Consider the following 22,135-nt stretch of genomic DNA (forward strand, 5'->3'; position numbering starts at 1 on the left):
CGGTACCGCGATCTAGGATGTTCACTTTCACATCCCGTGCGAAGACGCACACCTCCGCGGCCCTGCGGATCGTGCCTCGACGCCGCACCCGATCACGAGGGCCTATCTGCATGAGACGATCACGATCGGCGGTGAGGACCGCTCTGGCGGTCGCGACCGTCGCCGCCACGGCGCTGCTCGGCGCCACGGTCCCCAGCTCCGCCTTCGGAGCCACCGAGACCCCGCTCCTCCACTACACGTTCGACACCGCCCCCACCGGCACCACGGTCGCCGACACCAGCGGCAACGGCTACAGCGCGACGCTGCGCGGCTCCGGGGCCCAGTTCCGCAACGGGCTCATCAGCCTCCCCGGCGGATCCGCCGCGGCCGCCCCCTACCTCGAGATCCCCACCGCCGGCCTCGTCGGCAAGAAGGACCTGACCTTCTCGACCTGGCTCGCCCACAAGGGCGGGACCGGCAACGTCGCCGCCGCGTTCGTCGGAGCGCCCGTCGCCTCCGGCGCCTCGTTCTCCTCCGGCTACTGGCTGCTCAACCCGAGCAACCTCTCCGGCTACACCAAGTCGGTCGTCACCAACTCGGTCAACGCGGGCGCTCCCTACAACACCGAGGTCGGCGCCGGGGCGACGGGCACCCCGACCGTCGGCGCGCGCACCCCCTCGGGCCTCTCGCTCTACACGACCGTCATCGACGGCTCGACCGGCAAGCTCACCGTGTACGTCAACGGCGCGCAGATCTCGCAGAGCACGATCGCCCGCGACGTCTCCTCGTTCGGCCCGTCGCTCGTCGCGTACATCGCGCGCTCGACCTACAACGACCCGGGCTGGAACGGCGAGATGGACGACTTCGCCGTCTACGACAGCGCCCTCAGCAGCAGCTCCGTGCAGGCGCTCTACTCCTCGCAGGCCCTCGACCGCGCCGTCGCGTCGGTCACGGTGCCCACGGAGGCGACCGCCGGCTTCACGGTGCCCACCACCGCCAGCGGCGTCGGCATCACCTGGACGTCGAACAGCGCGGCCGTCGCGATCACCGGCGGCACCGCGACCGTCACGCGCCCCGCCGCGGGGCAGCCGGACGCCACCGCCACCCTCACCGCCACCTACAGGGTCGGCACCGAGACCCGCTCGGTCGACTACGCGGTGCGCGTCGCCGCGCAGCTGGACGACGCGACGAAGGTCCAGCGCGACCTCGCCGCGATCGCCATCCCGAACGTCGGCGACATCCGGACGAACGTCTCGGTGCCCACCACCGGCACGCTCGGCTCGAGCATCGCCTGGAGCGTCGTCAGCCCGAGCGGAGCGACCGTCCGCGACGGCAGCGCCGCCGGCACCCGCACCATCGACGTCGACCGCCCCGCGACCGGGAGCCCCGCGATCGACGTGGTCGTCCGCGCGACCGCGACCAGCGGATCCACCACCCGGACCCGCGACTTCACCCTCCGGGTGCAGCCGCTCCCCGCCGGCACCGACGACACCGAGGCGTACGTCTGGGCGTTCTTCACCGGAGAGGGCGACGGCGCCGAGCGCATCAGCCTCGCCGCCTCGAAGGGCAACGACGCGCTGAGCTGGAACACGCTGAACGGCGGCAAGCCGGTCTTCACCTCGAACCTGGGGACGATGGGCCTGCGCGACCCGTTCATCATCCGCTCGCACGAGGGCGACAAGTTCTTCATGCTCGCCACCGACCTGAAGATCGACGGGCTCCCCGGCGGCTTCGACACCGCGCAGAAGTCGGGCTCGAAGTACATCGAGGTCTGGGAGTCGACCGACCTGGTGAACTGGTCCGCCCAGCGCCACGTCAAGGTCTCCACCGACTTCGCCGGCAACACCTGGGCCCCCGAGGCGTACTGGGATGACGAGCTCCAGACCTACGTCGTCTTCTGGGCCTCGAACATGTACCCGACCACGAACACGGCCGATCGCGCCTCCGTCACCTACAACCAGATGATGTACGCGACGACCGAGGACTTCACCTCCTTCTCGGAGGCGAAGCCGTGGATCGACGTCAAGCGCGGCGCCGGCAAGGGCACCATCGACTCGACGGTCGCGAAGGACGGCGACACCTACTACCGCTTCACCAAGGACGAGGCGTCGATGACCCTCCGCGAGGAGAAGAGCACCGACCTGCTGGCCACCGTCTCGGGCTCGCTGCCCGGCACCGGCGGACCGGCGGACGAGTGGTCGCTGGTCAAGGAGAAGGTGGCCTCGGGCCTGCCCAACGGCGAGCCCGGCAAGACCTTCACCAGCGGTGAGGGCCCCAACGTCTTCCCCGCCAACGAGGGCGACGTGAACGGCCTCGACTGGTTCCTCTTCATCGACCAGCCGAACTACCACGACGGGCCGAACCACTACATCCCGTTCGGCACCGACGACCTCGCGAACGGCGACTCCTGGCAGCCGCTCGGAGCGAAGCTCCGCACGGGCCTGCCGCAGAACGCCGACGGCGGCAAGCCGCGCCACGGCACGGTCATCCCGGTGACGCGCTCCGAGTACCAGAAGGTGCTCGAGGGCTACGCCCCCGGCCTGGCCGTCGCCTCGGTCGCTCCGCTGACCGCGACGACCACGGTCGGCGCCGCGCCGGTCCTGCCCCGCGCCACGATCACGACCGCCGCCGGCACCACCAGCACGGTCGACGTGGCCTGGGACGCCGTCGCGCCCGCCGCCTACGCCACGGCCGGGACCTTCACGGTCTCGGGCGTCGCGCAGGACGCGTCGCGCATGCCGGTGCAGGTCACGGTCACCGTGCAGTCCTCGCTGAAGGTGAGCGCGACCGCCACGTCGCGCTGCGTCGCCGGCAAGGTCGTGCTGACGGTCGTCGGCAAGAACGGAGACACGGTGCCGATGGACGTCTCGATCAGCACCCCGGAGGGCGTGAAGACGATCGCCGGCGTGAAGCCGGGCGCCTCCGGCTCCGCCGCGTTCACGGTGCGCTCGACGCAGCTCGCCGCGGGCGAGGCGACGGTCACCGGCACGGCCACGGTCGGCGGCAAGACCGTCACGGCCACGGCCACCGCGCCCTACAGCGCGCGCAGCTGCGGCTGACGCACGGCACTCCTCGGGAGCCCGTCGCACCTCACCGGTGCGGCGGGCTCCCGTCGTCGTGCGGGGGGAGCCGGGAAACCGCCCTGACGCCGAGACGCCGCCGCCTCGGCCGCGCTTCGACGGACGGCGCGGCGCCTCGTCACGCGGGCGGGCCCGGGGCGGCCCGCCCGGCGTCATCCGGCGACGGCTGCCTGCCCGGCTTCGAGCAGGTCGCGGACGCTGCGCGGCTCGCGTCCGAGGAGGCGCCCGAGCTCGGGGCCGGTGCCCGCGAAGAAGCCGCGCTCGGCCGCCCGGTGCATCCCGAGGGTGAAGCGCACGAGGAACTCGGGCTGACCCGCCGCGACGCGCGCGGCGACCCACTCGTCATCGCCGAGGACGCGCAGGTCGACGGGCCGCCCGCCGACCTCGGCCGCGATCCCGGCGATCTCCTCGAACGTCGGAGCCTCCGTCGCGGTCAGCGTGACCGGCCCGTCGTGCGGGCTCCCCGAGAGGAGGAGCCGGGCGGCCGCCTCCGACTCGTCCTCGCGGGCCGTCCACGAGACGCGGCCGTCGGAGGGGACCTCGATCACTCCGGTCTCCCGCCACGGTCCGAGGAAGAGGCCCAGGCTGTGCGCGTAGAAGCCGTTGCGGAGCGACGTCCAGGCGAGTCCGGACTCGGCGAGCAGGCGCTCGGTCGCCGCGTGGTCCCGGCCCGGGCCGAAGGGGGTGTCGGCGGCGGCGCCCTGGTGGCTCGTGTAGAGGACCCGTCCGACTCCGGCCGCGACGGCCGCCTCGACGGCGGTGCGGTGCAGGGCGACGGCGTCGGCCCGCGGGTCGCTCGAGGAGACGAGGAGCAGCTGATCCGCTCCGTCGAAGGCGGCCGGGAGGGAGGCGGGGTCGGCGTAGTCGCCGACGCGCACCTCCACTCCGCGCTCTGCGAAGCGGGCGGCCTTCGAGGCGTCGCGGGCGACGACGGCGATCCCGGAGGCGGGAACGGAGTCGAGGAGGTGGTCGACGGTGGCGCCGTTCAGAGCGCCGGTGGCACCGGTCACGATGATCATGTGGAGAGCCTTCCGATGAGGGGTATCAGCGATACCACGAGGAAGATAACCACGGAATTCCCTTGATAGCAACAGTGCGCTACCGTCGATACGTGACCAGCCCCACTCCTCCGACCGACACGCGCCTGCGCATCGTCGAGGCGGCCGCCGGCCTCCTCCGCGATGAGGGCCCCGCCGCCGTCACCACGCGAGCGGTCGCCCAGGCGGCCGGGCTGCAGGCCCCGGCGATCTACCGCCTCTTCGGCGACAAGGACGGCCTGCTCGAGGCGGTCGCGGAGCACGTGCTGGCCACCTGGGTCGACTCCAAGGCGCGGACGGTCGAAGCGGCCGTCGCCGGCGGTGTCGACCCGGTCGAGGACCTGCGCTCGGGCTGGGCCGCGCAGGTGGAGTTCGGCCTGGCCAACCCCGCGCTCTTCCGCCTCCTCAGCGATCCGGGCCGCGCCTCCGGATCGCCGGCCGCCCTCTCCGGGCGGCGGGTCCTCGCCGCCCGCGTGCAGCGCGTGGCCGCCGAGGGCCGCCTCCGCGTGCCGGAGGAGCGCGCCGTCGGCCTCATCCAGGCGGCGGGCACCGGCGTGGTCACCACCCTGCTCTCCACCCCCGCCGCCGACCGCGACCCCGGTCTCGCCGACGCCGCGCTCGACAGCGTGCTCGCGGGGATCCTCACCGACCCGCCCTCCCCCGGCGACGGCGGGCGGCTCACCGCCCTCGTCGGCGTCCGGGCCCTCGCACCGGAGCTCGCCGGCCTCACGCCCGCGGAGCGCCTGCTGCTCGCGGACTGGCTCGACCGTGCCCTCGCGGCGGCCGCGCAGGAGTGACGAGCACGCAGAAGTGACGGGCGCGCAGGAGTGACGGGCGCGCTTCCACCACAGGAGAGACGAGCGCCGTCCCGCCGCGGGAACGACGGCGCCTCCGTCCCGCAGAGACGCGGGCCTCGCGGCTAGGCGCGCCTGCCGTCGGGCGGGAGGATCGACGCCTGGATGAGCGGCACGGGGCAAGGAGGGCATGTTGAAGCTGTGGAGCGCATCGAACGCGTTCCTCTACCTCGGCAGCGTCAAGGAGAACGACTTCCTGCAGAACGTCTCCGAGCTCGTCGGGGACTACGACCGCGAAACGACCTCCGCCAGCTATAACAAGGGCGTCCGCTCAACCTCGACCGCCTTGAAGCGCGAACGGATCCTGACCGTGGACGAGCTCGGAGCGATGCCCCGCGGCCGCGCCGTAATGCTCTCCACCGGATCGAGGGCCGCGCTGCTGCGCACCGTGCCCTGGTACGAGGGCACGAAGGAGAAGGTCGCAGCGATCAAAGCCTCCATCGCCGCCCACGACCCCGCGACCGCGCCGGTACGCGGCGCCGAGCCGGCTCCTGTCGTAGCGACGGCCGCGCAGCCGGTCGTGACCAGCGCCGAGCCGGTCGTTGCGAGCGTCGAGCCGGCTCCGGCGATTGACCTCGCCGCCTCGATGCGGGCTCTGATGGAGAACGAGGACGCGACGCGGACGGAGGCGCAGCGTGACTGACGACGATCCGCTCGCGGGCGGAGACGTGCAAGAGGCTGCGGGCCTCTCAGCCGCCGTCGACGGAGAGGGCGACACCGCGGCCGCATCGATGCTCGGCGCGTTCGACGTCGACGCGATCGCCGCGAGAGAGGTCGCGGACGTCATCACCGGGATCATCGCCGGGATGACGAAGGAAGCCTTGGAACGAGCACTGACGCCCGAGCGGGTCGAGCTGATGCAGGCCCGCGCCGAAGCGGCCGTGCAGCGCTCGTTCGAAGAGGACTCCGCCCCGACCCTCGTCTACGGATCCGCGGACGAGTGGCTGCGGAAGTACTGGCGCTACACGTACCGCCGCCGCGTCTCCGCCAAAGGTCAGGGAACCGGACGCTGGCGCGCCGACTGGTGGACCGTCGATGAGGCCGTGCAACGCATCGAAGCGCTCTGGCGCAGCTGGGAAGCATCCCGCCTCGACGCAGGACTCGGGATCAGCGCCTGGTGGATCAACCACGCCGAACCACACATGGCCGCCCTGCTATCCACAGACGGACCGTTCACGGGAGCGACAGACGAGAACCTGCCGGGCGAACCGTTGCCTTACAGGACCCCGCCCGTCGGAATGTTCGACACCGATATTCAGATCTAGTAGAAGCGGTTCCAGCCCCTCCCCGAGGGGCATCGATCTTGGCAATCTGCTCACTTCCGGGCCGATTCCGGCGCGGGGTGAGCGGGCGCGGCCTGCGCGACGTATCGGAGGCTCACGGCTACCGGACCAGCCACCTCGACATGCATGCGAAGGTGTTGCTCTCCATACGGATCCGTTCGCGACGTCACCGGCCAGTCCTCGCGCCGGGTCGCTGCGCCGGTGGGGCGTCGGTCAGTGGACGGGGCACGCCGAGCGGTGTGCGCTCGGAGACGTGTTCTCGGGCGCGGACCGGCTCGTCGCTGACGAATGTGCTTGTGCTACGCGCTGCGGCGGGAGATGAGCGAGTGCTCGACGACGATCTCGCTCGGGTGCGCCGGAGGGCCGTTCCGGATGCGCTGAGCGAGGAGGTCGACGGCCGTCTTGGCGATCTGGCGGCTGCCGGGATCGATCGTGGTGAGGGCGGGTATCGCGTAGGCGGCGGCGGTGACGTTGTCGAAGCCGACGACCGCGATGTCCTCCGGTACGCGGATGCCGCGAACGTGCAGTGCGTGCAGTGCCCCGAAGGCCAGGGTGTCGTTGAAGCAGAAGACGGCGTCCAGAGGGACGCGGGAGTCGAGCAGCTGCGTCATCGCGACGGCGCCGTCGGCGTGGTGCCACTCGGTGGCGACCGCGACGAGGGCGGGGTCGAACGGGATCGCGTTCGCCTCGAGGGCACCGCGGTATCCGTCCAAGCGGAGTGCTGCGGCGCTGACGGATCCGCCGGCGGGGTTGCTGCCGATCGCGGCGATGCGCCGGTGTTGGCGGTCGATCAGGTACTGCGTGGCGGTGGCCGCGGCGGCTGTGTTCGCCATGGTCACGTGATCGACCGGGCCGTCGAAGATCCTGTCGCCCAGGAGAACGAGTGGGCGGTCCCCGACGAGTACTTTCTCGTCTCCGGGGCCGAGTGCGTGGGGCTGGAAGATCAGTCCGTCCGACAGCTGGCGGCTGGAGCCGGAGAGGACGGCGATCTCGGCGTCTCGGCGCGCTCCGGTCTGCTGGATGATCACGGTCCAGCCGTGCCGCTCGGCCTCCGACATGATGACCGTCGCGAGCTGGCCGAAGTACTCGATCGCGAGATCCGGGATCGCGAGGGTGATGAGCCCGGTCTGGCCGGTGCGCAGTCCGCGCGCGGAGACGTTGAGTTGGTATCCGAGATCGCGGACTGCCTTGAGGACGAGATCGCGGGTCTCGGGTCTGACGTTGGCGTTGCCGCTGAGCACGTTGGAGACCGTGCGAGCGGTGACGCCTGCAGCAGCGCCGACATCGGCCATGGTCACCGGGCGGGTTCGCGATCGCGGCATCGGCATCATCCCTCCCATGAGCGTTCCCCGATCATCCCAGGTCGACGGTCGGCGAGAGGCGCACGGTCACCCAGGCGATGGCGGGGATCCGGAGCGAGAGGACGCCGTCGGTCAGCGCTACGGCGAGGGGCCGCGGAGTGACGGTGTCGGGGAGCTCCGCCGAGTTCGTCGCGAAGGGGTCCTCGTGTCGGAGGATCAGTGCCTCTGTCACCGTGAGGGTGGGGAACGACGTGAGGTCGACCGTGGTGTCCGTGACGCCGTCGGTCGCGCGGTTGACGATCATCAGGTCGAGCGAGCCGTCGGCGTGCGCCGCTGCGGCGAAGGCGAGGACGGGAGCGGAGTCATCGCCCGCTCCCGTGCTGTCCGCCTCGACGACGGTCCGGAGCGCGGTGGCGCCGGCGGAGCGCCGTGCCTGGGCGAACGGCCAGAAGGTGCTCTGCCGCCAGGCGGGGCCGTCCGGCTCGGTCATGATCGGACCGATGACGTTCACCAGCTGAGCCATGCTCGCTGCCCGGACGATGTCGGCTCTGTTGATCATGCTGATGAGCATGTCGCCCACGACGACGGCGTCCGCTGCCGTGTAGCGGTCCTCGAGGAGTCGGGGCGCCTCCTCCCATTCGAGCCCTCCGGCGACTCGTTCATCGTGTGCGACGAAGTCCCACACGTTCCACTCGTCGAAGGAGATGGCGATCGGACGCTCTGATCGCCTCTGTGCTCGGACCTGTCCGATCGTGTCGGCGATGGCGGTGATGAAGCGGTCCATGGCGACGCCGGAGGCGAGGAACGCGGAGAGGTCGCCGTCGTAGCGGAAGTACTGGTGGCACGAGACGAAGTCGACGTGCTCGACCGTGTGCAGCAGCACCTCCTGCTCCCAGGCTCCGAAGGTGGCCATCCGGTCGTTCGAGCTGCCGCAGACGATCAGTTCGAGGTCGGGGTCGAGTGCGCGCATGGCGGCGGCGGTGCGGGCGGCGAGACGCCCGTACTCGCCGGCGCTGAGATGGCCGATCTGCCACGGCCCGTCCATCTCGTTGCCGATACACCAGAGCCGGATGTCGTGCGCCTCGTCGGCGCCGTTCGCGCGCCGCTCGTCCGAGAGCGTCGTGCCGCCGGGGTGGTTCGCGTACTCCAGCAGGTGCAGGGCCGAGCGGATTCCGTCGGTCCCGAGATTCAGCGCCATCATCGGCTCGACGCGCGCCGCCCGGCACCAGCGGACGAACTCGTCGATCCCGAAGCGATTCGGCTCGACGGTGTGCCAGGCCGGATCGAGCCGGACGGGACGATTCTCGACCGGACCGATGCCGTCGCGCCAGTCGTACGCCGAGACGAAGTTGCCGCCCGGGTAGCGGACGGTCGTGACTCCGAGCTCCTCGACGAGCGCGAGGACGTCGGTGCGGAATCCGTCGGCGTCGGCGCTCTCGTGCGAAGGATCGAGCAAGCCGCCGTAGACGCCTCGGCCCAGGTGCTCCACGAACGATCCGAAGAGCCGCGAATCGATCGTCCCGACCGTGAAGGCGGGGTGCACGATGCCGTGCGCTCGGTGGACGGGGTGCGAGGTCATGGCCGTTCCGTTTCATCGATGAACTGGTGCGCACAGTATGCACGCCTCGACCAGCGCACCGCGATACGACCGGGTGAATCGCGGATATTGACGGAGGCGGCCCGGCGGCTCTACTATCGCCGACAGCGGTCCTCGATTTCATCGATGAAATACCTGGCACCAGGTGGCCGAGTCAATGAAGACAGTGAAAGCGAGGCACGTCGTGAGGCGTCACAGCACCCGGATCAGCATTGTCGCAGCGGTCACAGCCGCCACTGCGGCCCTTCTCCTCAGCGGTTGCACGCCGTCGTCCGCAGGAGGCGCCTCGGCCGGGAACGGCGGCGACACCCTGACCGTCTGGCATTACTACTCCGTCGACGGCCAGACCGCCGGACTCGAGGAGCTCGCGTCGGACTTCGAGTCGACGCACGAGGGGGTCGCAGTCGAGAACGTCTACGTTCCGTTCGACCAGCTGACGAACAAGCTCGTGCAGGCCGCGGGAACGGGCACCGGCCCCGATGTGGTCGTCTACAACGCCGCCGACACCTTCACCCTCACCGAGGCGAAGGCCATCGAGCCGATGAACGAGTGGTGGGACCAGTACGCCGACGCCGGGCAGTTCCCTGACGCCGTCGTGCAGAAGGTCGGTGACGACGTCATGGGCGTGCAGGGCTTCGTGAACCTGATCGGCCTCTGGTACAACCAGGACATCCTCACCGAGCTGGGTGTCGAGGCTCCCACCTCGTTCGAGGAGCTCGAGGCGGATCTCGCGTTGGCCACGGCCGCCGGGAAGGACGGCATCACGCTGACCGGCAAGGCGAACTCCGAGGGAGAGTGGCAGGCGTTCCCGTGGCTCTCGCGTGCCGGGTGGGACTACGCCGCACCCGAGCAGCAGCCGCTGCAGGACGCGTTCGCGATGGTGCAGGACTGGACCGAGAAGGGCTATCTGACCAAGGAGGCGGCGACGTGGGACCAGACGGTCCCCTTCCAGCAGTTCGCCGCGGGGAACACGGCCTTCGCCGTGAACGGCAACTGGCAGATCACCTCGGCCGAGAAGGACGCCGCGTTCGAGTACGGGGTCGTGCCGATCCCCGTCGGTGAAGACGGCTCCGTCTACCTCGGCGGTGAGGTGCAGAACGTGGGCGCCTTCTCCGAGAACAAGGAGCTCGCGCAGGAGTACCTCGAGCAGGAGTTCTTCTCGAAGCAGGGGCAGCTGACGCTGCTCGACGCCTTCGGCTCGATCCCCGCCCGCGCCGACGCGGCTGCCGACGACAAGGTCGGCAGCGATCCGATCCTTTCCCAGTTCGCGGCGATCCTTCAGGACGACGGCCACACCTCGCCCGACCCGGCGATCCCGTCCGAGAACGTCGCGAAGGTGCTGCAGACCGTCGGTGAGTCCTGGAGCGCGGCGGTCGCCGGTAGCGGGACCCCCGAGCAGCTGTCGGGCGACCTGATGACGACCCTGACGCCGCTGCTTCAGCAGTAGCAGAGACCGACGAGAGAACGGAACGACCGTGAGCAGCACCTCGACCACGACCCGGAGACGATCCGGTGTCGGCGGCGGCCGATTGGGCTTCGCCGCACCGGGAGGAGTGCTGCTCGCGGCGCTGTCGCTCTACCCCATCTACCTGCTGATGAGGATGAGCGTCAGCGAGGTCAGCTCCGGAACCCTCAACGGGGACTGGCCGTTCGTCGGAGTGCAGAACTTCCTCGCGCTGCTCCAGGGCTCCGACCTCGGCGGCGCCACGCTGCGCACCGGGGCCTTCGTGGTCCTGGTCACGGTCGTCGGGGTCGTCGGAGGACTCGGAGCGGCGATCGCCCTCCGTTCCTCCCGGCTGGGCAGTGCCTTCCTCCTGGGGATGATGGTGTTCATCTGGGCCATGCCGCCCGTGGTGAACGGCAGCATCTGGAAGTTCCTCCTCGCCGATCAGGGTCTGGTCAACACGCTCGTGCGGGCGACCGGCCTCTCGGCGGAGGGCGTCCCCTTCCTCTACGACGCGAGGTTCGCGCTGCTCTCGGTCGCGATCGTGAACGCCTGGGCCGTCATCCCCTTCAATGCGCTGGTCTTCCGGTCGGCTCTGCTGGGCATCGACCCCGAGATCCTCGAGGCGGCCTCGGTCGACGGCGCGAGCCGCTGGCAGGAGATCCGGAGCATCCTCATCCCCGCGGCGCGGCCGACCGCCGTCATCCTGGCGATCCTGACCGTCGTCTACGCCTTCCGCAGCTTCGACTTCATCTACGTGATGACCGCCGGCGGCCCCGGAGACGCGACGTCCACGCTGCCCTACCTCAGCTACTCCCAGGCCTTCGTCCAGCACGACTACGGACTTGGTTCCGCGACGGGCATCATCGCCCTCGCCATCGTGGCGGTCCTCGCCGTCGTCTACGTCCGATCGACCAGGAGCGAGTCCTGATGAGCACCCTCACCGCCCCCCTGACCCGCCTGCGAGGCGGCGCTGCGACCCGCGTCGCGCGACCGTCCCGCACCCGGGAGCCGGTCGCCTTCACCGTACGCGTGGTGCTCTACGTCCTGTACGGGCTGCCCCTTGTCTGGATCGTGCTCACCTCCCTCAAGCGCCAGGGCGACGTGGTCGGCGGAGCGATCCTCTCGGCGCCCTCCTTCGACGCCTATGCGGAGGCGCTCGCGAACCCCGCCCTCGCGACGGCGCTCGCCCAGTCGGCGCAGATCGCCCTCGGGACCACTGCACTGGTGCTCGCGCTCGGCGTCCCGTTCGCCTACGCGCTGCGCCGCGTCGACGGCGTCGTCGCCGGTCTCGTCCTCGGGCTGCTGATCTTCCTGCAGATGGTGCCGCAGACGGCGAGCATCATCCCTCTGTTCGCGATCTTCAGCAGGCTCGGTCTTCTGGACACCACCGCCGGTCTCGTCCTCGCCGATACGGCGATGTTGCTGCCGTGGGCCGTGCTGCTGCTGCGACCGTTCTTCGCCGCGGTGCCCGACGCCATCGAAGAGGCCGCCTCCATCGACGGGGCCGGTCGGTTGCGCACCTTCTTCGCCGTCGTCGTCCCGATCGTTCGAAACGGCATGGCGACGGTCGGCTCGCTGATCTTCCTCGTCGCCTGGGGCGAGTTCCTCTTCGCGATCAACCTCTTCCTCTCTCCGGTCAACTACCCGATCAGCGCTCTCATCGCGCAGCAGACGTCGGGGTACGGGATCGACTGGCCCGGGCTGATGGCTCTCGCGGTCATCTCCTCGCTGCCGCTGCTGGCCGTCTACGTGCTGTCGTTCCGGCTGCTGCGTGAGGGCCTCGCCGTCGGCAGCGTCAAGTAGCAGTCGTCCTTCCTCTCGTCCCGCGCCACTCGTGAAAGATCCCGTCATGACCTTCTCCCCAGCCCTGCCCGTTGACCCGGCCGCCGGGACCCTGACACCCCTCGCCATCGACCGGGTCCAGCTGGACCCGGAGGGGTTCTGGGGACGTCGGGTCGCCGTCAACGCGACCGCCACCTTCGAGCACAACCTCGGCTGGCTGGAGCGCGCCGGATGGCTGCGCAATTTCGAGCTCGCCGTCGGGGGCGGACTCGCCGAAGGCCGTCGCGGACGCGAGTTCGCCGACTCCGAGGTCTACAAGACCCTCGAAGGGCTCTGCTGGCACACCGCCGGACGTGAGGACCCGGAGACCGAATCGATCATCCGCGCTCTCACCGCCCGCATCGTCAGTGCGCAGGAGAGCGACGGCTATCTCGGCACCCGCTTCGGCCGGCACGGTCAGGCTGAGCGTTACAGCGACCTCGAGTGGGGCCATGAGCTGTACAACGCCGGACACCTCCTCCAGGCCGCGGTCGCGCGACTGCGCACCCACGGTGAGGACGGGTTCACGCAGGCCGCGCGCCGTCTCGCCGACCACATCTGCTCGGAGTTCGGGGCGGACGGCCGCCAGACGGTCTGCGGACATCCGGAGATCGAGGTCGCGCTCACGGAGTTCGCCCGCGCCACGGGGGAGGAGCGCTACCTCGAGCAAGCCCGCGTGTTCTTGGACCGCCGCGGTCACCAGAGCCTGGAAGACGTCGAGTTCGGTCGCGCCTACTTCCAGGACGACGTCCCGATCCGCGAGGCCAAGGTCCTCCGCGGACACGCGGTGCGCGCCCTCTACCTCACGTCCGCGGTGGTCGACGTCGCCGTGGACACTGATGACGCCGAGCTGCTCGCGATCGTCGAGCGGCAGTGGGAGGCCACAGTCGCACGCCGGACCTACATCACCGGTGGAATGGGCTCGCATCACCAGGACGAGGCGTTCGGCGCCGACTTCGAGCTACCCAACGACCGCGCGTACTGCGAGACCTGCGCCGGCGTGGGCTCGATCATGCTCTCGTGGAGATTGCTGCTCGCCACCGGCCGCCCGCGCTACGCGGACCTGATCGAACGCACTCTGCACAACATCATCGCCACCGCCGTGTCCGAGGACGGCCGCTCCTTCTTCTACGCGAACACCCTCCACCGGCGCGAGCCGGGCGTCGCGTCCTCCCCGGAGGAGCAGTCCAAGCGCGCGGACTCCAGTCAGCGGGCGGCGTGGTTCGACGTCGCCTGCTGCCCCAACAACCTCGCCCGCACCTTCGCCTCGCTGTCCGGCTACCTCGCCACCACCGACGCGAAGGGTGTGCAGCTGCACCAGTACGCGTCCGCCACGATCTCCGCCGCTCTCCTCCAGGGAGACGTCTCGATGGAGGTCTCCAGCGACCTGCCGGAGCGGGGGCGAGTCGCCGTGACCATCACGCGCACACCCGTCGAGCCGTGGACTCTGACGCTGCGGATCCCGACCTGGGCGACGAACGCGGACGTCGTCGTCGTCTCCGCCGACGGGGATGCTGCCGAGACGCCGACCGGACCGTTCCACGGCACGCTCCACCTCGAACGGCGTTTCCGCGTCGGCGACCGGATCGAACTCGACCTCCCCTTCGAACCCGTCCTCGTGCAGCCCGACGAGAGGATCGATGCCACCCGCGGCACCGTCGCCGTCCAGCACGGACCGGACATCCTCTGCCTCGAGTCCGTCGACCTCCCCGCCGGCGCCCACGTCGACGACATCGCCCTGGACGCCGGAGCGGTCCCGATCGCACGAGAGGGGCGTGTGACGCTCGCCGGCAGCGTCGCCGAACGCGACGAGCACGAATGGCCCTTCTCCAGAATCCCTCGAACCCCGCACCGACGGCCGTTGACCGTGGCGCTCACCCCGTACCGGTCGTGGGGATCCCGAGGTCCCGTGTCGATGCGCATCTGGCTTCCCGTGAACCACTCCTGATTCCCGGGCGAGCTCCCACCGCCGGGCGGATCCTCGCTCCTCTGCGGCGGCCGCCGGTCACCGCATCCGCACTTCGACGAAGAAGGCAGGACATGTCCCTCCTCTCACGCAGAGCCTCTCGGCTGCTCGCGGCACTCACGATCGGCGTCATCGCCGCAGCAGGATCGGTGGTGGTCGGCCAGACCGCCGACGCCGCCACCAGCTACCCCTACACGCTCGCCTCCGACAAGATCCGCGCGAGCTTCGCCGCGGACGGGTCGATGCAGTCGCTCAAGATCGTCGGCGACCTACACGACACCGAATACCTGATGAACCCGGACAGCGCTCCGGAGCAGGCCCGCGAGACGAACAGCAAGTACCGCCAGTGGTTCGGGAACCTGATGTTCTCCTACGCGAACGGCACGGGAGCAGTGTCGACCACCGGTGTCGGCGCGAACCCCTGGAAGACCGCGTGGACCTCCCAGTCGGCCGACGGCCGCACCGTCTCGGCGACGTCGAGCAGTGTGACGGTCACCCACCAGAACTCCACCAACGCGGAAGGCGTGAAGGGCTTCACCGTCACCGAGACGTACTCTCTCGCCTCCGACGGCTCCCTGGTCTGGAAGCAGGACGTCAAGAACACCGCGGCCACGCAGCTCGTCATCGGCGACTGGGGTGTCCCCGTTCCCGGCAACGAGCTATGGAGGCAGGGCGACTCGATCTACGAGACCCGGGTCCTCACACACTCCTACGTGGGTAAGAACGGCTCCTACGTCACTCTCGAGCGTCCCAGCGGCCAGGGCCCGTTCATCGCCATGACCGCCGACACCGCATCCGGCTCCGGCTTCGAGTACCAGGACCGCTGGCGCACCGAGGAAGTCGGCAACACCTCCTGGGCCTGGAACTCCGCGAACGAGAGCTCGAACATCAAGGGCCTCAACATCTACTACCCGCACTCCACCGCGATCCAGAAGACCAACCGCGGCTACCTCAGCTCCACCAGTGTCGCCATCGCGCCGGGCGCGACGAAGAGCTACACCTATCGCATCGGCAAGGTCGATGACGACGCAGCACTCAAGCAGACGATGTTCGATCGAGGGCTGCTCGACACCACGGTCGTCCCCGGACTCATCGTGCCCATCGACCGGCGCGCAGAGATGGCGTTCCGGATCAAGGGCACCATCACGTCAGTCACCGCGCGCAACCGCAACGACCTCAAGGGGTCAGCGCCCACGAACCCCGTCGTGACGTTCTCCCGGAGCAACGGCGACTACCGGATCTACGGGATGACCTTCGACCGCACGCAGCTGGGCGCCAACGACGTCACCGTCTCGTACACGGACCAGACCGGCGCCGCGCGGCAGTCCGTCCTCCAGTTCTCCGTGATCGACAGTGTCGCGGGACTCCTCGACACGCATGCGAAGTTCATGGTCGAGAAGACCCAGTGGAAGCCGTCCGACGGACTCTCCGCGAGCGACATCCGCAACTACACCTTCGACGACTGGATGATGAACGCCCCCGACGGCAGCCTCGCCACCACGACGAACGCCCCTCAGGGCCGCCGCAACGAGTACGCCGGCTACTACGGGCTCGGCGACGACTGGGGACTCCCGCACGGCCAGTTCCTCGCGGAGAAGCTCGTCGCCCTGCCCGACGCCACCCAGATCAAGGCCCTCGACGACTACCTCCAGAAGGCCGTCTGGGAGAACCTGATGGGGAACACGTCGCCCAGCGCCGCGCCGAAGTACACCGTCTACGACTTCTGGGAGCAGGGGAAGCCCGGCAGCCTGAACACCACGCCCGGCTACCGCGGCTACGCCTACCCGCACGTCTACAACACGTTCTTCGGCATGTACAACATCGCCAAGCAGAACCCCTCCGCGATCGCCTACGCCCACCCCGCTCAGTGGTACCTGACGACGGCCTACGGGATCTTCAAGGAGCTCTACGAGGGACCCGTCGCCTACAACTGGGAGACCGGACTCATGGGTGAGCTCTCGACACCCGATCTCATCGCCGCATTGCGCGCCGAGGGACTGGACACGCAGGCCAACGACATCGAAGCGAAGATGGCGATCAAGTACGCCAACTTCTCCTCCAACGCCTACCCCTACGGCTCCGAGTACAGCTACGACAACACGGGGGAGGAGGCGGTCTACACCCTCGCCAAGCTCAATGTGAACGATGACAAGACGAACGCCCTGCGCGTCATGCGCGACATCGTCGCCAAGACGGAGGCCGCCCGCGGACGCATGCCCGTCTGGTACTGGTACTCCGACCCCACCACCATCACGGGCGAGAACTGGTGGCAGTTCCAGTACAGCGCCTCCCTCGCCGGCTACACGATGGACGACTACATCAACCACACCGCAGCACTCGAGACCGGAACCACGGCCATCACCGCCGCGCGCCGCGCCGAGCTGCAGCGCCTGAACTACGCCGGCAAGGTCGCAGGACTCGCGACCATCAACTCCGGCCAGATCAGCAACGCGCCGGCCAACATCGGAGCCGCATCGTGGTCGTACCAGGCCGAGCGCGGCAACCTCGGCACCCTCGGGGTCGGCGGAGGCGCGAACGTCAAGCTGAACAACGGCTGGCGGGGCATGACCGGCGAGAGCGATCTCGGACTGTGGGGCACCCTGCAGACCCTCAGCGCCGACGTCGTCACCGATGACCCGATCTTCGGAGTCGTCGGATACGGAGCGGACGTCTCGCGGGACGCCTACTCCACCACCGTCATCCCGAAGGACGGCCTGCAGCGCCGCCTCAACCTGGTGACCCAGCAGCTGTCGGTCGACCTCGAGAACGACGCCTACTCGCAGGCGATCGTCGGCTCGAACAGCGCCGACCTGCGCCTGGACATGCTCAACCGCACCGGCACCGCACACTCCGGCATCGCGGAGGTCAGCGGCCTCGCGCAGGGCAGCTACGCGGTCATCGTGAACGGCGTGCGCCAGCGCACCGTCAACGTCTACCGGCCCGCCTCTCTCGCGGGAACGCTTCCCGCGCCGGTCCGCGTCCCGTTCGATGCGCCCGCCGGCAGCACGTACATCGTCCACCTGGTCTCGACCGCCCCGGGCGCGAATGCGGCGCCGACCGTCAACGCCGGACCCGACCAGGCCGGGCTGTCCCTCGGACTCGATCCGATCCAGCTCAGCGGATCCGCCTCCGACGACGGACTCGGCTCGCCGAACGGAACCCTGACGACGCAGTGGAGCGTGCAGTCTGCTCCTGCCGGTGCCACCGCGACCTTCGCGTCGCCGACTGCTCGCCGCACGTCTGCGTCGGTGAGTACCGCCGGCAGCTACGTGTTCGCACTCCGGGCAAGCGACGGCGTCCTTGCGACCACCGACACGGTGTCCGTGACCGTTCAAGCCCTGCAGCCGCTCCCGGCCGACTGGGTGACCTACACCTTCGACTCATCGTCGAACGGCACCGTCCCCGACGCCTCCGGCAACGGCAACGCGCTCGCGCTCAAGGGGACGGCGGCAACCGCCACCGACGGCACGGCGAGCGTGCTGCGGCTGAACGGAAGCGACGGGGCCTTCGCCCAGCTCCCGTCGGACATCCTGTCACGCTCGAAGGACCTGACCATCTCGATGAGGGTGAAGGTCGATTCGATCTCCACCTTCAGCCGGCTGTTCGACTTCGGCAGCAGCACCCAGAAGTACGTGTTCCTCACGCCGAAGTCGACTGACGGGAAGCTAGGGCTCGCCCTCACGACCTCCGGTAATGGAGCGGAGACACGGATCTCGACGAACTTCACGATGCCCGCTGGGCAGTGGACCGACATCAAGGTGACCTTCAAGGCGAATACGAACGGCACGACGACGGGAACGATCTTCGCCAACGGAGTGCAGGTCGGGCAGAACACCGCCATGCCGCTCGCTCCGAAGGACCTAGGCCGCACCAGCGGCAACTTCCTCGGCAAGTCACAGTTCCCCGACCCGTACCTCGCCGGCAGCTTCGACAGCTTCGAGATCGACGGAGTCGTGCGCTAACGACACCCGAAAGACCAGCGCTGAACCGCTCGTCGCCCCCTCCTCACGCGGCGACGAGCGGTTCAGCACCTCTTCCCGCGCACAACTTCTGCGCATCAGCCCTCGCCCGCTGGCGCCACCGAGGGGCGAGCTGGTTGAGGTTGCTCGAGACGTACCCGATCGTGCTGCGGATGTTCATCAGATCCGCGGCAACTGACGTGAACTCCGCGTCCGTGATGACCGCGTCCTCGGCCGTCGCGGACTCGAACGGGGAAGTGCGACGCCCGCAGCGGGTCGAGCAGGCTGTCGCCGGCGACTACTCGCCGTCCTTCGCCCTCGCGCTGATGCAGAAGGACGCGGGGCTGATCCAGGCCTACGCGGACAGCGTCGGCGCACCCGTCCCCGGCGTCGCGACGGCCCGCCACTACATCGACGAGGCGATGGCCGCCGGCTTCGGCGGGGAGAACGCCTCGGCGCTGATCAAGGCGATCGCCGCGGAGGCCGACGTCGACCTGACCCGGCGCTGACCCTCCGCCCCGGGGTGCCCCTGCCCGGCCGTGACGGCCGCCGCAGGGGCTCCCCCGGCACCCTCCCCGTCCCGGCCGCGCCGCGTGCTTCACTGGAGGGATGACCACGCGTGACGACCACATCGCCGACTTCGCCGAGTTCCTGACCGCCTCCCCCTCCTCGTACCACGCGGCCGCCGAGGCGGCACGGCGCCTCGAGGGAGCCGGATTCACGGGGCTGGACGAGACGCAGGCGTGGCCCGCGGGGCCCGGCCGGTACTACGTCGTCCGCGACGGCGCGATCATCGCCTGGCACCTGCCCGAGGGCTCCGGGGCGACCACGCCCTTCCGCATCCTGGGCGCCCACACCGACTCCCCCGGCTTCATGCTCAAGCCCCGGCCGACGATCGGTTCGAAGGGCTGGCTGCAGGCCGGCGTCGAGATCTACGGCGGCCCGCTGCTCAACTCCTGGCTCGACCGCGAGCTCGAGCTGGCCGGGCGCGTGGTCACCCGCGACGGCTCGACGCGCCTGCTCCGGACCGGCCCGCTGCTGCGGATCCCGCAGCTCGCGATCCACCTCGACCGCACGGCGAACGAGGGACTCACCCTCGACCGCCAGAAGCACACCGTCCCCGTGTTCGGCATCGGCGACGCCTCCGAGGTCGACCTGCTCCAGCTGCTCGCCGCGCACGCCGGGCTCGACGACGCCTCCGACATCGCCGGCTACGACCTGCTCACCGCCGACACGCAGGCGCCGCGCCGCTTCGGCCTCGACGAGATGCTCCTCGCCGCCGGGCGGATGGACGATCTCAGCTCCGTGCACGCCGGCCTCGTCGCGCTCCTCGCGGCGAGCGCCGATCCCGCGGCGCCGCCCGCGCACATCAGCGTGCTCGCCGCCTTCGACCACGAGGAGCTCGGCTCGGCGAGCCGGTCCGGAGCGAGCGGGCCGTTCCTCGAGGACGTCCTCTCGCGCATCGGCACGGCCCTCGGCGCCGGCGTCGACGAGCGCGCCCGGGCGATCGCCGCCTCCTGGTGCCTCTCGGCCGACGCGGGCCACTCCGTGCACCCCAACTACTCCGAGAAGCACGATCCCGCGAACCAGCCGGTGGCCGGGAAGGGGCCGCTGCTCAAGATCAACGCGACGCAGCGCTACGCGACGGATGCGCGCGGCGCGGCGCTGTGGGCGGGCGTCTGCGAGCGCGCCGGGGTCGGGTACCAGGAGTTCGTCTCGAACAACTCGGTGCCGTGCGGATCGACGATCGGCCCGCTGACCGCGACCCGGCTCGGCATCTCCACGGTCGACGTGGGAGTGCCGCTGCTCTCGATGCACTCGGCGCGCGAGCTAGCCCACGTGGACGACCTGGTCGCCCTGACCGCGGCGATCGAGGCGTTCTTCACTCCCTGAGCCGGGTCCGGCGCGATCGGGGCACCGCGGCCTGGCGCACCCGCCGGACGGACCCCCGGCTCCGCTCAGTCGCCGGGCGGCCGCCGGCGCTGCTGCTTCGTCTCGGAGCGCTGCTGCTTCGCGGCGAGCCGGCGGCGGGTGGAGCCGCGCGTGGGCCGGGTCGGGCGCCGCGGGGCGGAGGGCGGCGCGAGGGCCGCGGTGATGATCCCGCGGAGCAGCTCGAGGGCCGTCTCGCGGTTGCGCAGCTGCGAGCGCTCCTGCGCCACCGTGACGGTGACCGCTCCGGAGACGAGCCGCCGCCCGAGGCGCTCGAGCAGGCGCGAGCGCTGCTCGTCCGAGAGGGCCGTCGACTCCTCGACGCTCCAGGTGAGCTGCACGCGGCTGTCGGAGGTGTTCACGTGCTGCCCGCCGGGCCCGGAGGAGCGCGAGAACCGCCACTGCAGCTCCGATGCGGGGACGACGAGCCCCGGCCGCACCTCGAGATCCATGCGGCAAGCCTGGCACGCGCCCGCCCCGGAGCGGGAGCGCCGGCGATCCGCTCCCGGGTGCGGTGTCCTCTTCCGGACGTGTCCGCTACAGGCTCTTGTCCCCGCGGTGGTCACGTCCGGACACTGGAGAGGTGCCCGGGCGGGCGCATCGGCCGACTCCTCACTGCCACCCGAAGGCGTCGAGGGGTCGGCCGCACGGCTCGGTCCCGCGGGAGCTCAATCGCGCGGCACCGTCTCGGCGAGGTCGATCTCGCCGTCGTCCAGCGCTCCCGGCTCGAGCGCCTCCGGATCATCGAGCACCGGCTCTCCGGCACCGGCGTCGCCGTCGCGGGTGCGCGAGTCCGCCGCCCACGCCGTGCCGAGCGCGAAGAGCGTCGCCACTCCGTAGTGCTCCATCGCGGCGGCCACGCGGCGGCGGCCGGTCCGCGGATTCATGCCGAGCCGATGCGACGCGGTCTCGAGCGTGACGCCCTGGCGCATCAGCCGGAGCAGCGGCAGCCAGCTCTGGTCGACCGCTCCGATCGGAGCGGCCTGCCGCCACAGCACCTCGAAGTACGACTCGACCAGACCGGCCAGCGCCGCATGGCGCACGCCGAGCACGCTGGTCGGCTTCGTCTCGCCCCACTCGAACGGGACGGCGAGGTGGTCGCCGTCGACCCAGAACCAGCTCGGCGGGCTCTCGAGGAGCCGGTACTCGACGCCCGCCGCCTGGTACGCCTCCACCCGGGCGAGCACCCGGGGGTCGCGCGCGCCGGCGGCCGGCATGATGACGCGCACCCGGTCCTTCGCCGCGAGCGCGTGCCCGAAGCGGATCGCCCGCTCCGTCGGCGGGTCGAGGAACCGCTCCACGTTCGGGAGCACCGCCACGAGCGAGCCGGAGTCGCGGCGCACCAGGTCGAACCAGAGGTCCTCGGACGCGTGCGGCCCGTGGCGGAGGAGGGTCGGCACGGGATCCGACGTGTCCTCGCCGACCCGCCAGGCGCCGAGCAGCATCGGCAGGCCCGCGACGACGCGCTCGATCCCGTCCAGGGACTCCCTGCCCGCCCGCCGCGCCGACTCGGTGTGCCGGGCGATGGCCGCGGCCGCCCACTCCATCGGCGCCGGGAAGTCGAGCTGCTCGCCCTCGCCGCCCATGAGCCCCCGGCCGCGGAGCCGCTCGATCGCCGCGGCGACCTCGGCCTCGTCGATGTGGGTCAGCTCCGCCGCGTCGGCCAGCGTCGCCGGCCGTCCCCGCAGCAGCGCAGCCAGGAGTCCGTCGTCGTCCATGCGTCTCCTTCGCCGTGGGCCGTCACCCGAGGGTGCCGTCTCCGCGGTCGAGGAGCAAGGGACGCGCGGCGGACGGCGGGGAGCGGCCAGGCGGGGGCGGCGGATGAACTCGTGACGAGCACGGACCTCGGCTCACCTGAGGAGACCAGCCGGAAGATCAGGGC

The 22,135-nt window shown here is 70.4% G+C and carries 16 protein-coding genes; 11 read left to right on the plus strand and 5 right to left on the minus strand.

The features are described 5' to 3' along the window. Window positions 1-131 precede the first annotated feature (131 nt). A complete protein-coding gene (locus C5C33_RS04485; protein WP_181065478.1) occupies window positions 132-3,038 on the plus strand; it encodes an immunoglobulin-like domain-containing protein in 2,907 nt (968 codons plus the stop codon). A gap of 173 nt (window positions 3,039-3,211) precedes the next feature. Here the strand turns inward: C5C33_RS04485 and C5C33_RS04490 are convergent, their stop codons facing one another. After that, window positions 3,212-4,078 (minus strand): NAD(P)H-binding protein, encoded by an 867-nt coding sequence (locus tag C5C33_RS04490; protein ID WP_104260518.1) that lies wholly within the window; start codon window positions 4,076-4,078, stop codon window positions 3,212-3,214. Window positions 4,079-4,170: 92 nt separating this feature from the next. Between C5C33_RS04490 and C5C33_RS04495 the strand changes: the two genes are divergently transcribed. The 3 genes from C5C33_RS04495 (at window position 4,171) to C5C33_RS18785 (ending at window position 6,215) form a co-directional block, all read left to right on the plus strand. Next, the gene (locus tag C5C33_RS04495) at window positions 4,171-4,893 is read left to right on the plus strand and encodes a TetR/AcrR family transcriptional regulator (RefSeq protein ID WP_104260519.1); all 723 of its coding nucleotides are present in this window, start codon (window positions 4,171-4,173) and stop codon (window positions 4,891-4,893) included. 187 nt (window positions 4,894-5,080) lie between these two features. Continuing rightward, window positions 5,081-5,593: a TraM recognition domain-containing protein gene (locus C5C33_RS04500; RefSeq protein ID WP_104260520.1), complete on the plus strand. Its 513-nt coding sequence runs from the start codon at window positions 5,081-5,083 to the stop codon at window positions 5,591-5,593. After that, on the plus strand, window positions 5,586-6,215 hold the full coding sequence (locus tag C5C33_RS18785) for a DUF4913 domain-containing protein (RefSeq protein ID WP_219814019.1): 630 nt from the start codon (window positions 5,586-5,588) through the stop codon (window positions 6,213-6,215). The genes C5C33_RS04500 and C5C33_RS18785 overlap by 8 nt, the downstream gene beginning before the upstream one ends. Window positions 6,216-6,532: 317 nt before the next feature. Here the strand turns inward: C5C33_RS18785 and C5C33_RS04510 are convergent, their stop codons facing one another. Together C5C33_RS04510 and C5C33_RS04515 are read right to left on the minus strand one after the other, a co-directional pair. After that, window positions 6,533-7,555 (minus strand): LacI family DNA-binding transcriptional regulator, encoded by a 1,023-nt coding sequence (locus tag C5C33_RS04510; protein ID WP_104224058.1) that lies wholly within the window; start codon window positions 7,553-7,555, stop codon window positions 6,533-6,535. Window positions 7,556-7,586: 31 nt separating this feature from the next. Continuing rightward, entirely contained in the window at window positions 7,587-9,113 is a 1,527-nt protein-coding gene (locus C5C33_RS04515) for an alpha-N-arabinofuranosidase (RefSeq protein WP_104260521.1), read from the minus strand. A gap of 202 nt (window positions 9,114-9,315) precedes the next feature. Between C5C33_RS04515 and C5C33_RS04520 the strand changes: the two genes are divergently transcribed. From C5C33_RS04520 to C5C33_RS04550, 7 genes are all read left to right on the plus strand, one after another. Next, window positions 9,316-10,578, plus strand: coding sequence for an extracellular solute-binding protein (locus C5C33_RS04520; protein ID WP_181067754.1), 1,263 nt, complete (start codon window positions 9,316-9,318; stop codon window positions 10,576-10,578). 28 nt (window positions 10,579-10,606) lie between these two features. Further along, window positions 10,607-11,506, plus strand: a complete 900-nt coding sequence (locus tag C5C33_RS04525) for a carbohydrate ABC transporter permease (protein WP_104247247.1) — start codon at window positions 10,607-10,609, stop codon at window positions 11,504-11,506. After that, window positions 11,506-12,381 (plus strand): carbohydrate ABC transporter permease, encoded by an 876-nt coding sequence (locus C5C33_RS04530; protein ID WP_104224039.1) that lies wholly within the window; start codon window positions 11,506-11,508, stop codon window positions 12,379-12,381. The genes C5C33_RS04525 and C5C33_RS04530 overlap by 1 nt, the downstream gene beginning before the upstream one ends. Before the next feature lie 46 nt (window positions 12,382-12,427). Continuing rightward, window positions 12,428-14,347, plus strand: a complete 1,920-nt coding sequence (locus C5C33_RS04535) for a glycoside hydrolase family 127 protein (protein WP_104225865.1) — start codon at window positions 12,428-12,430, stop codon at window positions 14,345-14,347. 92 nt (window positions 14,348-14,439) lie between these two features. Next, complete coding sequence (locus C5C33_RS04540) at window positions 14,440-18,327, plus strand: DUF5695 domain-containing protein (RefSeq protein ID WP_104257467.1); 3,888 nt, start codon at window positions 14,440-14,442, stop codon at window positions 18,325-18,327. Window positions 18,328-18,497: 170 nt separating this feature from the next. After that, window positions 18,498-18,833 carry an NAD-binding protein gene (locus C5C33_RS04545; RefSeq protein WP_146078797.1) on the plus strand — a complete coding sequence of 112 codons (336 nt, stop codon included), beginning with the start codon at window positions 18,498-18,500 and terminating at the stop codon, window positions 18,831-18,833. 100 nt (window positions 18,834-18,933) lie between these two features. Further along, window positions 18,934-20,217, plus strand: coding sequence for a M18 family aminopeptidase (locus C5C33_RS04550; RefSeq protein WP_104260523.1), 1,284 nt, complete (start codon window positions 18,934-18,936; stop codon window positions 20,215-20,217). A 65-nt stretch (window positions 20,218-20,282) separates the two neighbouring features. Here C5C33_RS04550 and arfB read toward each other — a convergent pair whose 3' ends face one another. Both arfB and C5C33_RS04560 read right to left on the minus strand, forming a co-directional pair. After that, window positions 20,283-20,705 (minus strand): alternative ribosome rescue aminoacyl-tRNA hydrolase ArfB, encoded by a 423-nt coding sequence (arfB, locus tag C5C33_RS04555; protein ID WP_104224044.1) that lies wholly within the window; start codon window positions 20,703-20,705, stop codon window positions 20,283-20,285. Window positions 20,706-20,921: 216 nt separating this feature from the next. Then, on the minus strand, window positions 20,922-21,971 hold the full coding sequence (locus C5C33_RS04560) for a hypothetical protein (RefSeq protein WP_104225861.1): 1,050 nt from the start codon (window positions 21,969-21,971) through the stop codon (window positions 20,922-20,924). Window positions 21,972-22,135 lie beyond the last annotated feature (164 nt).

The sequence above is a fragment of the Rathayibacter sp. AY1H3 genome (assembly GCF_002932015.1).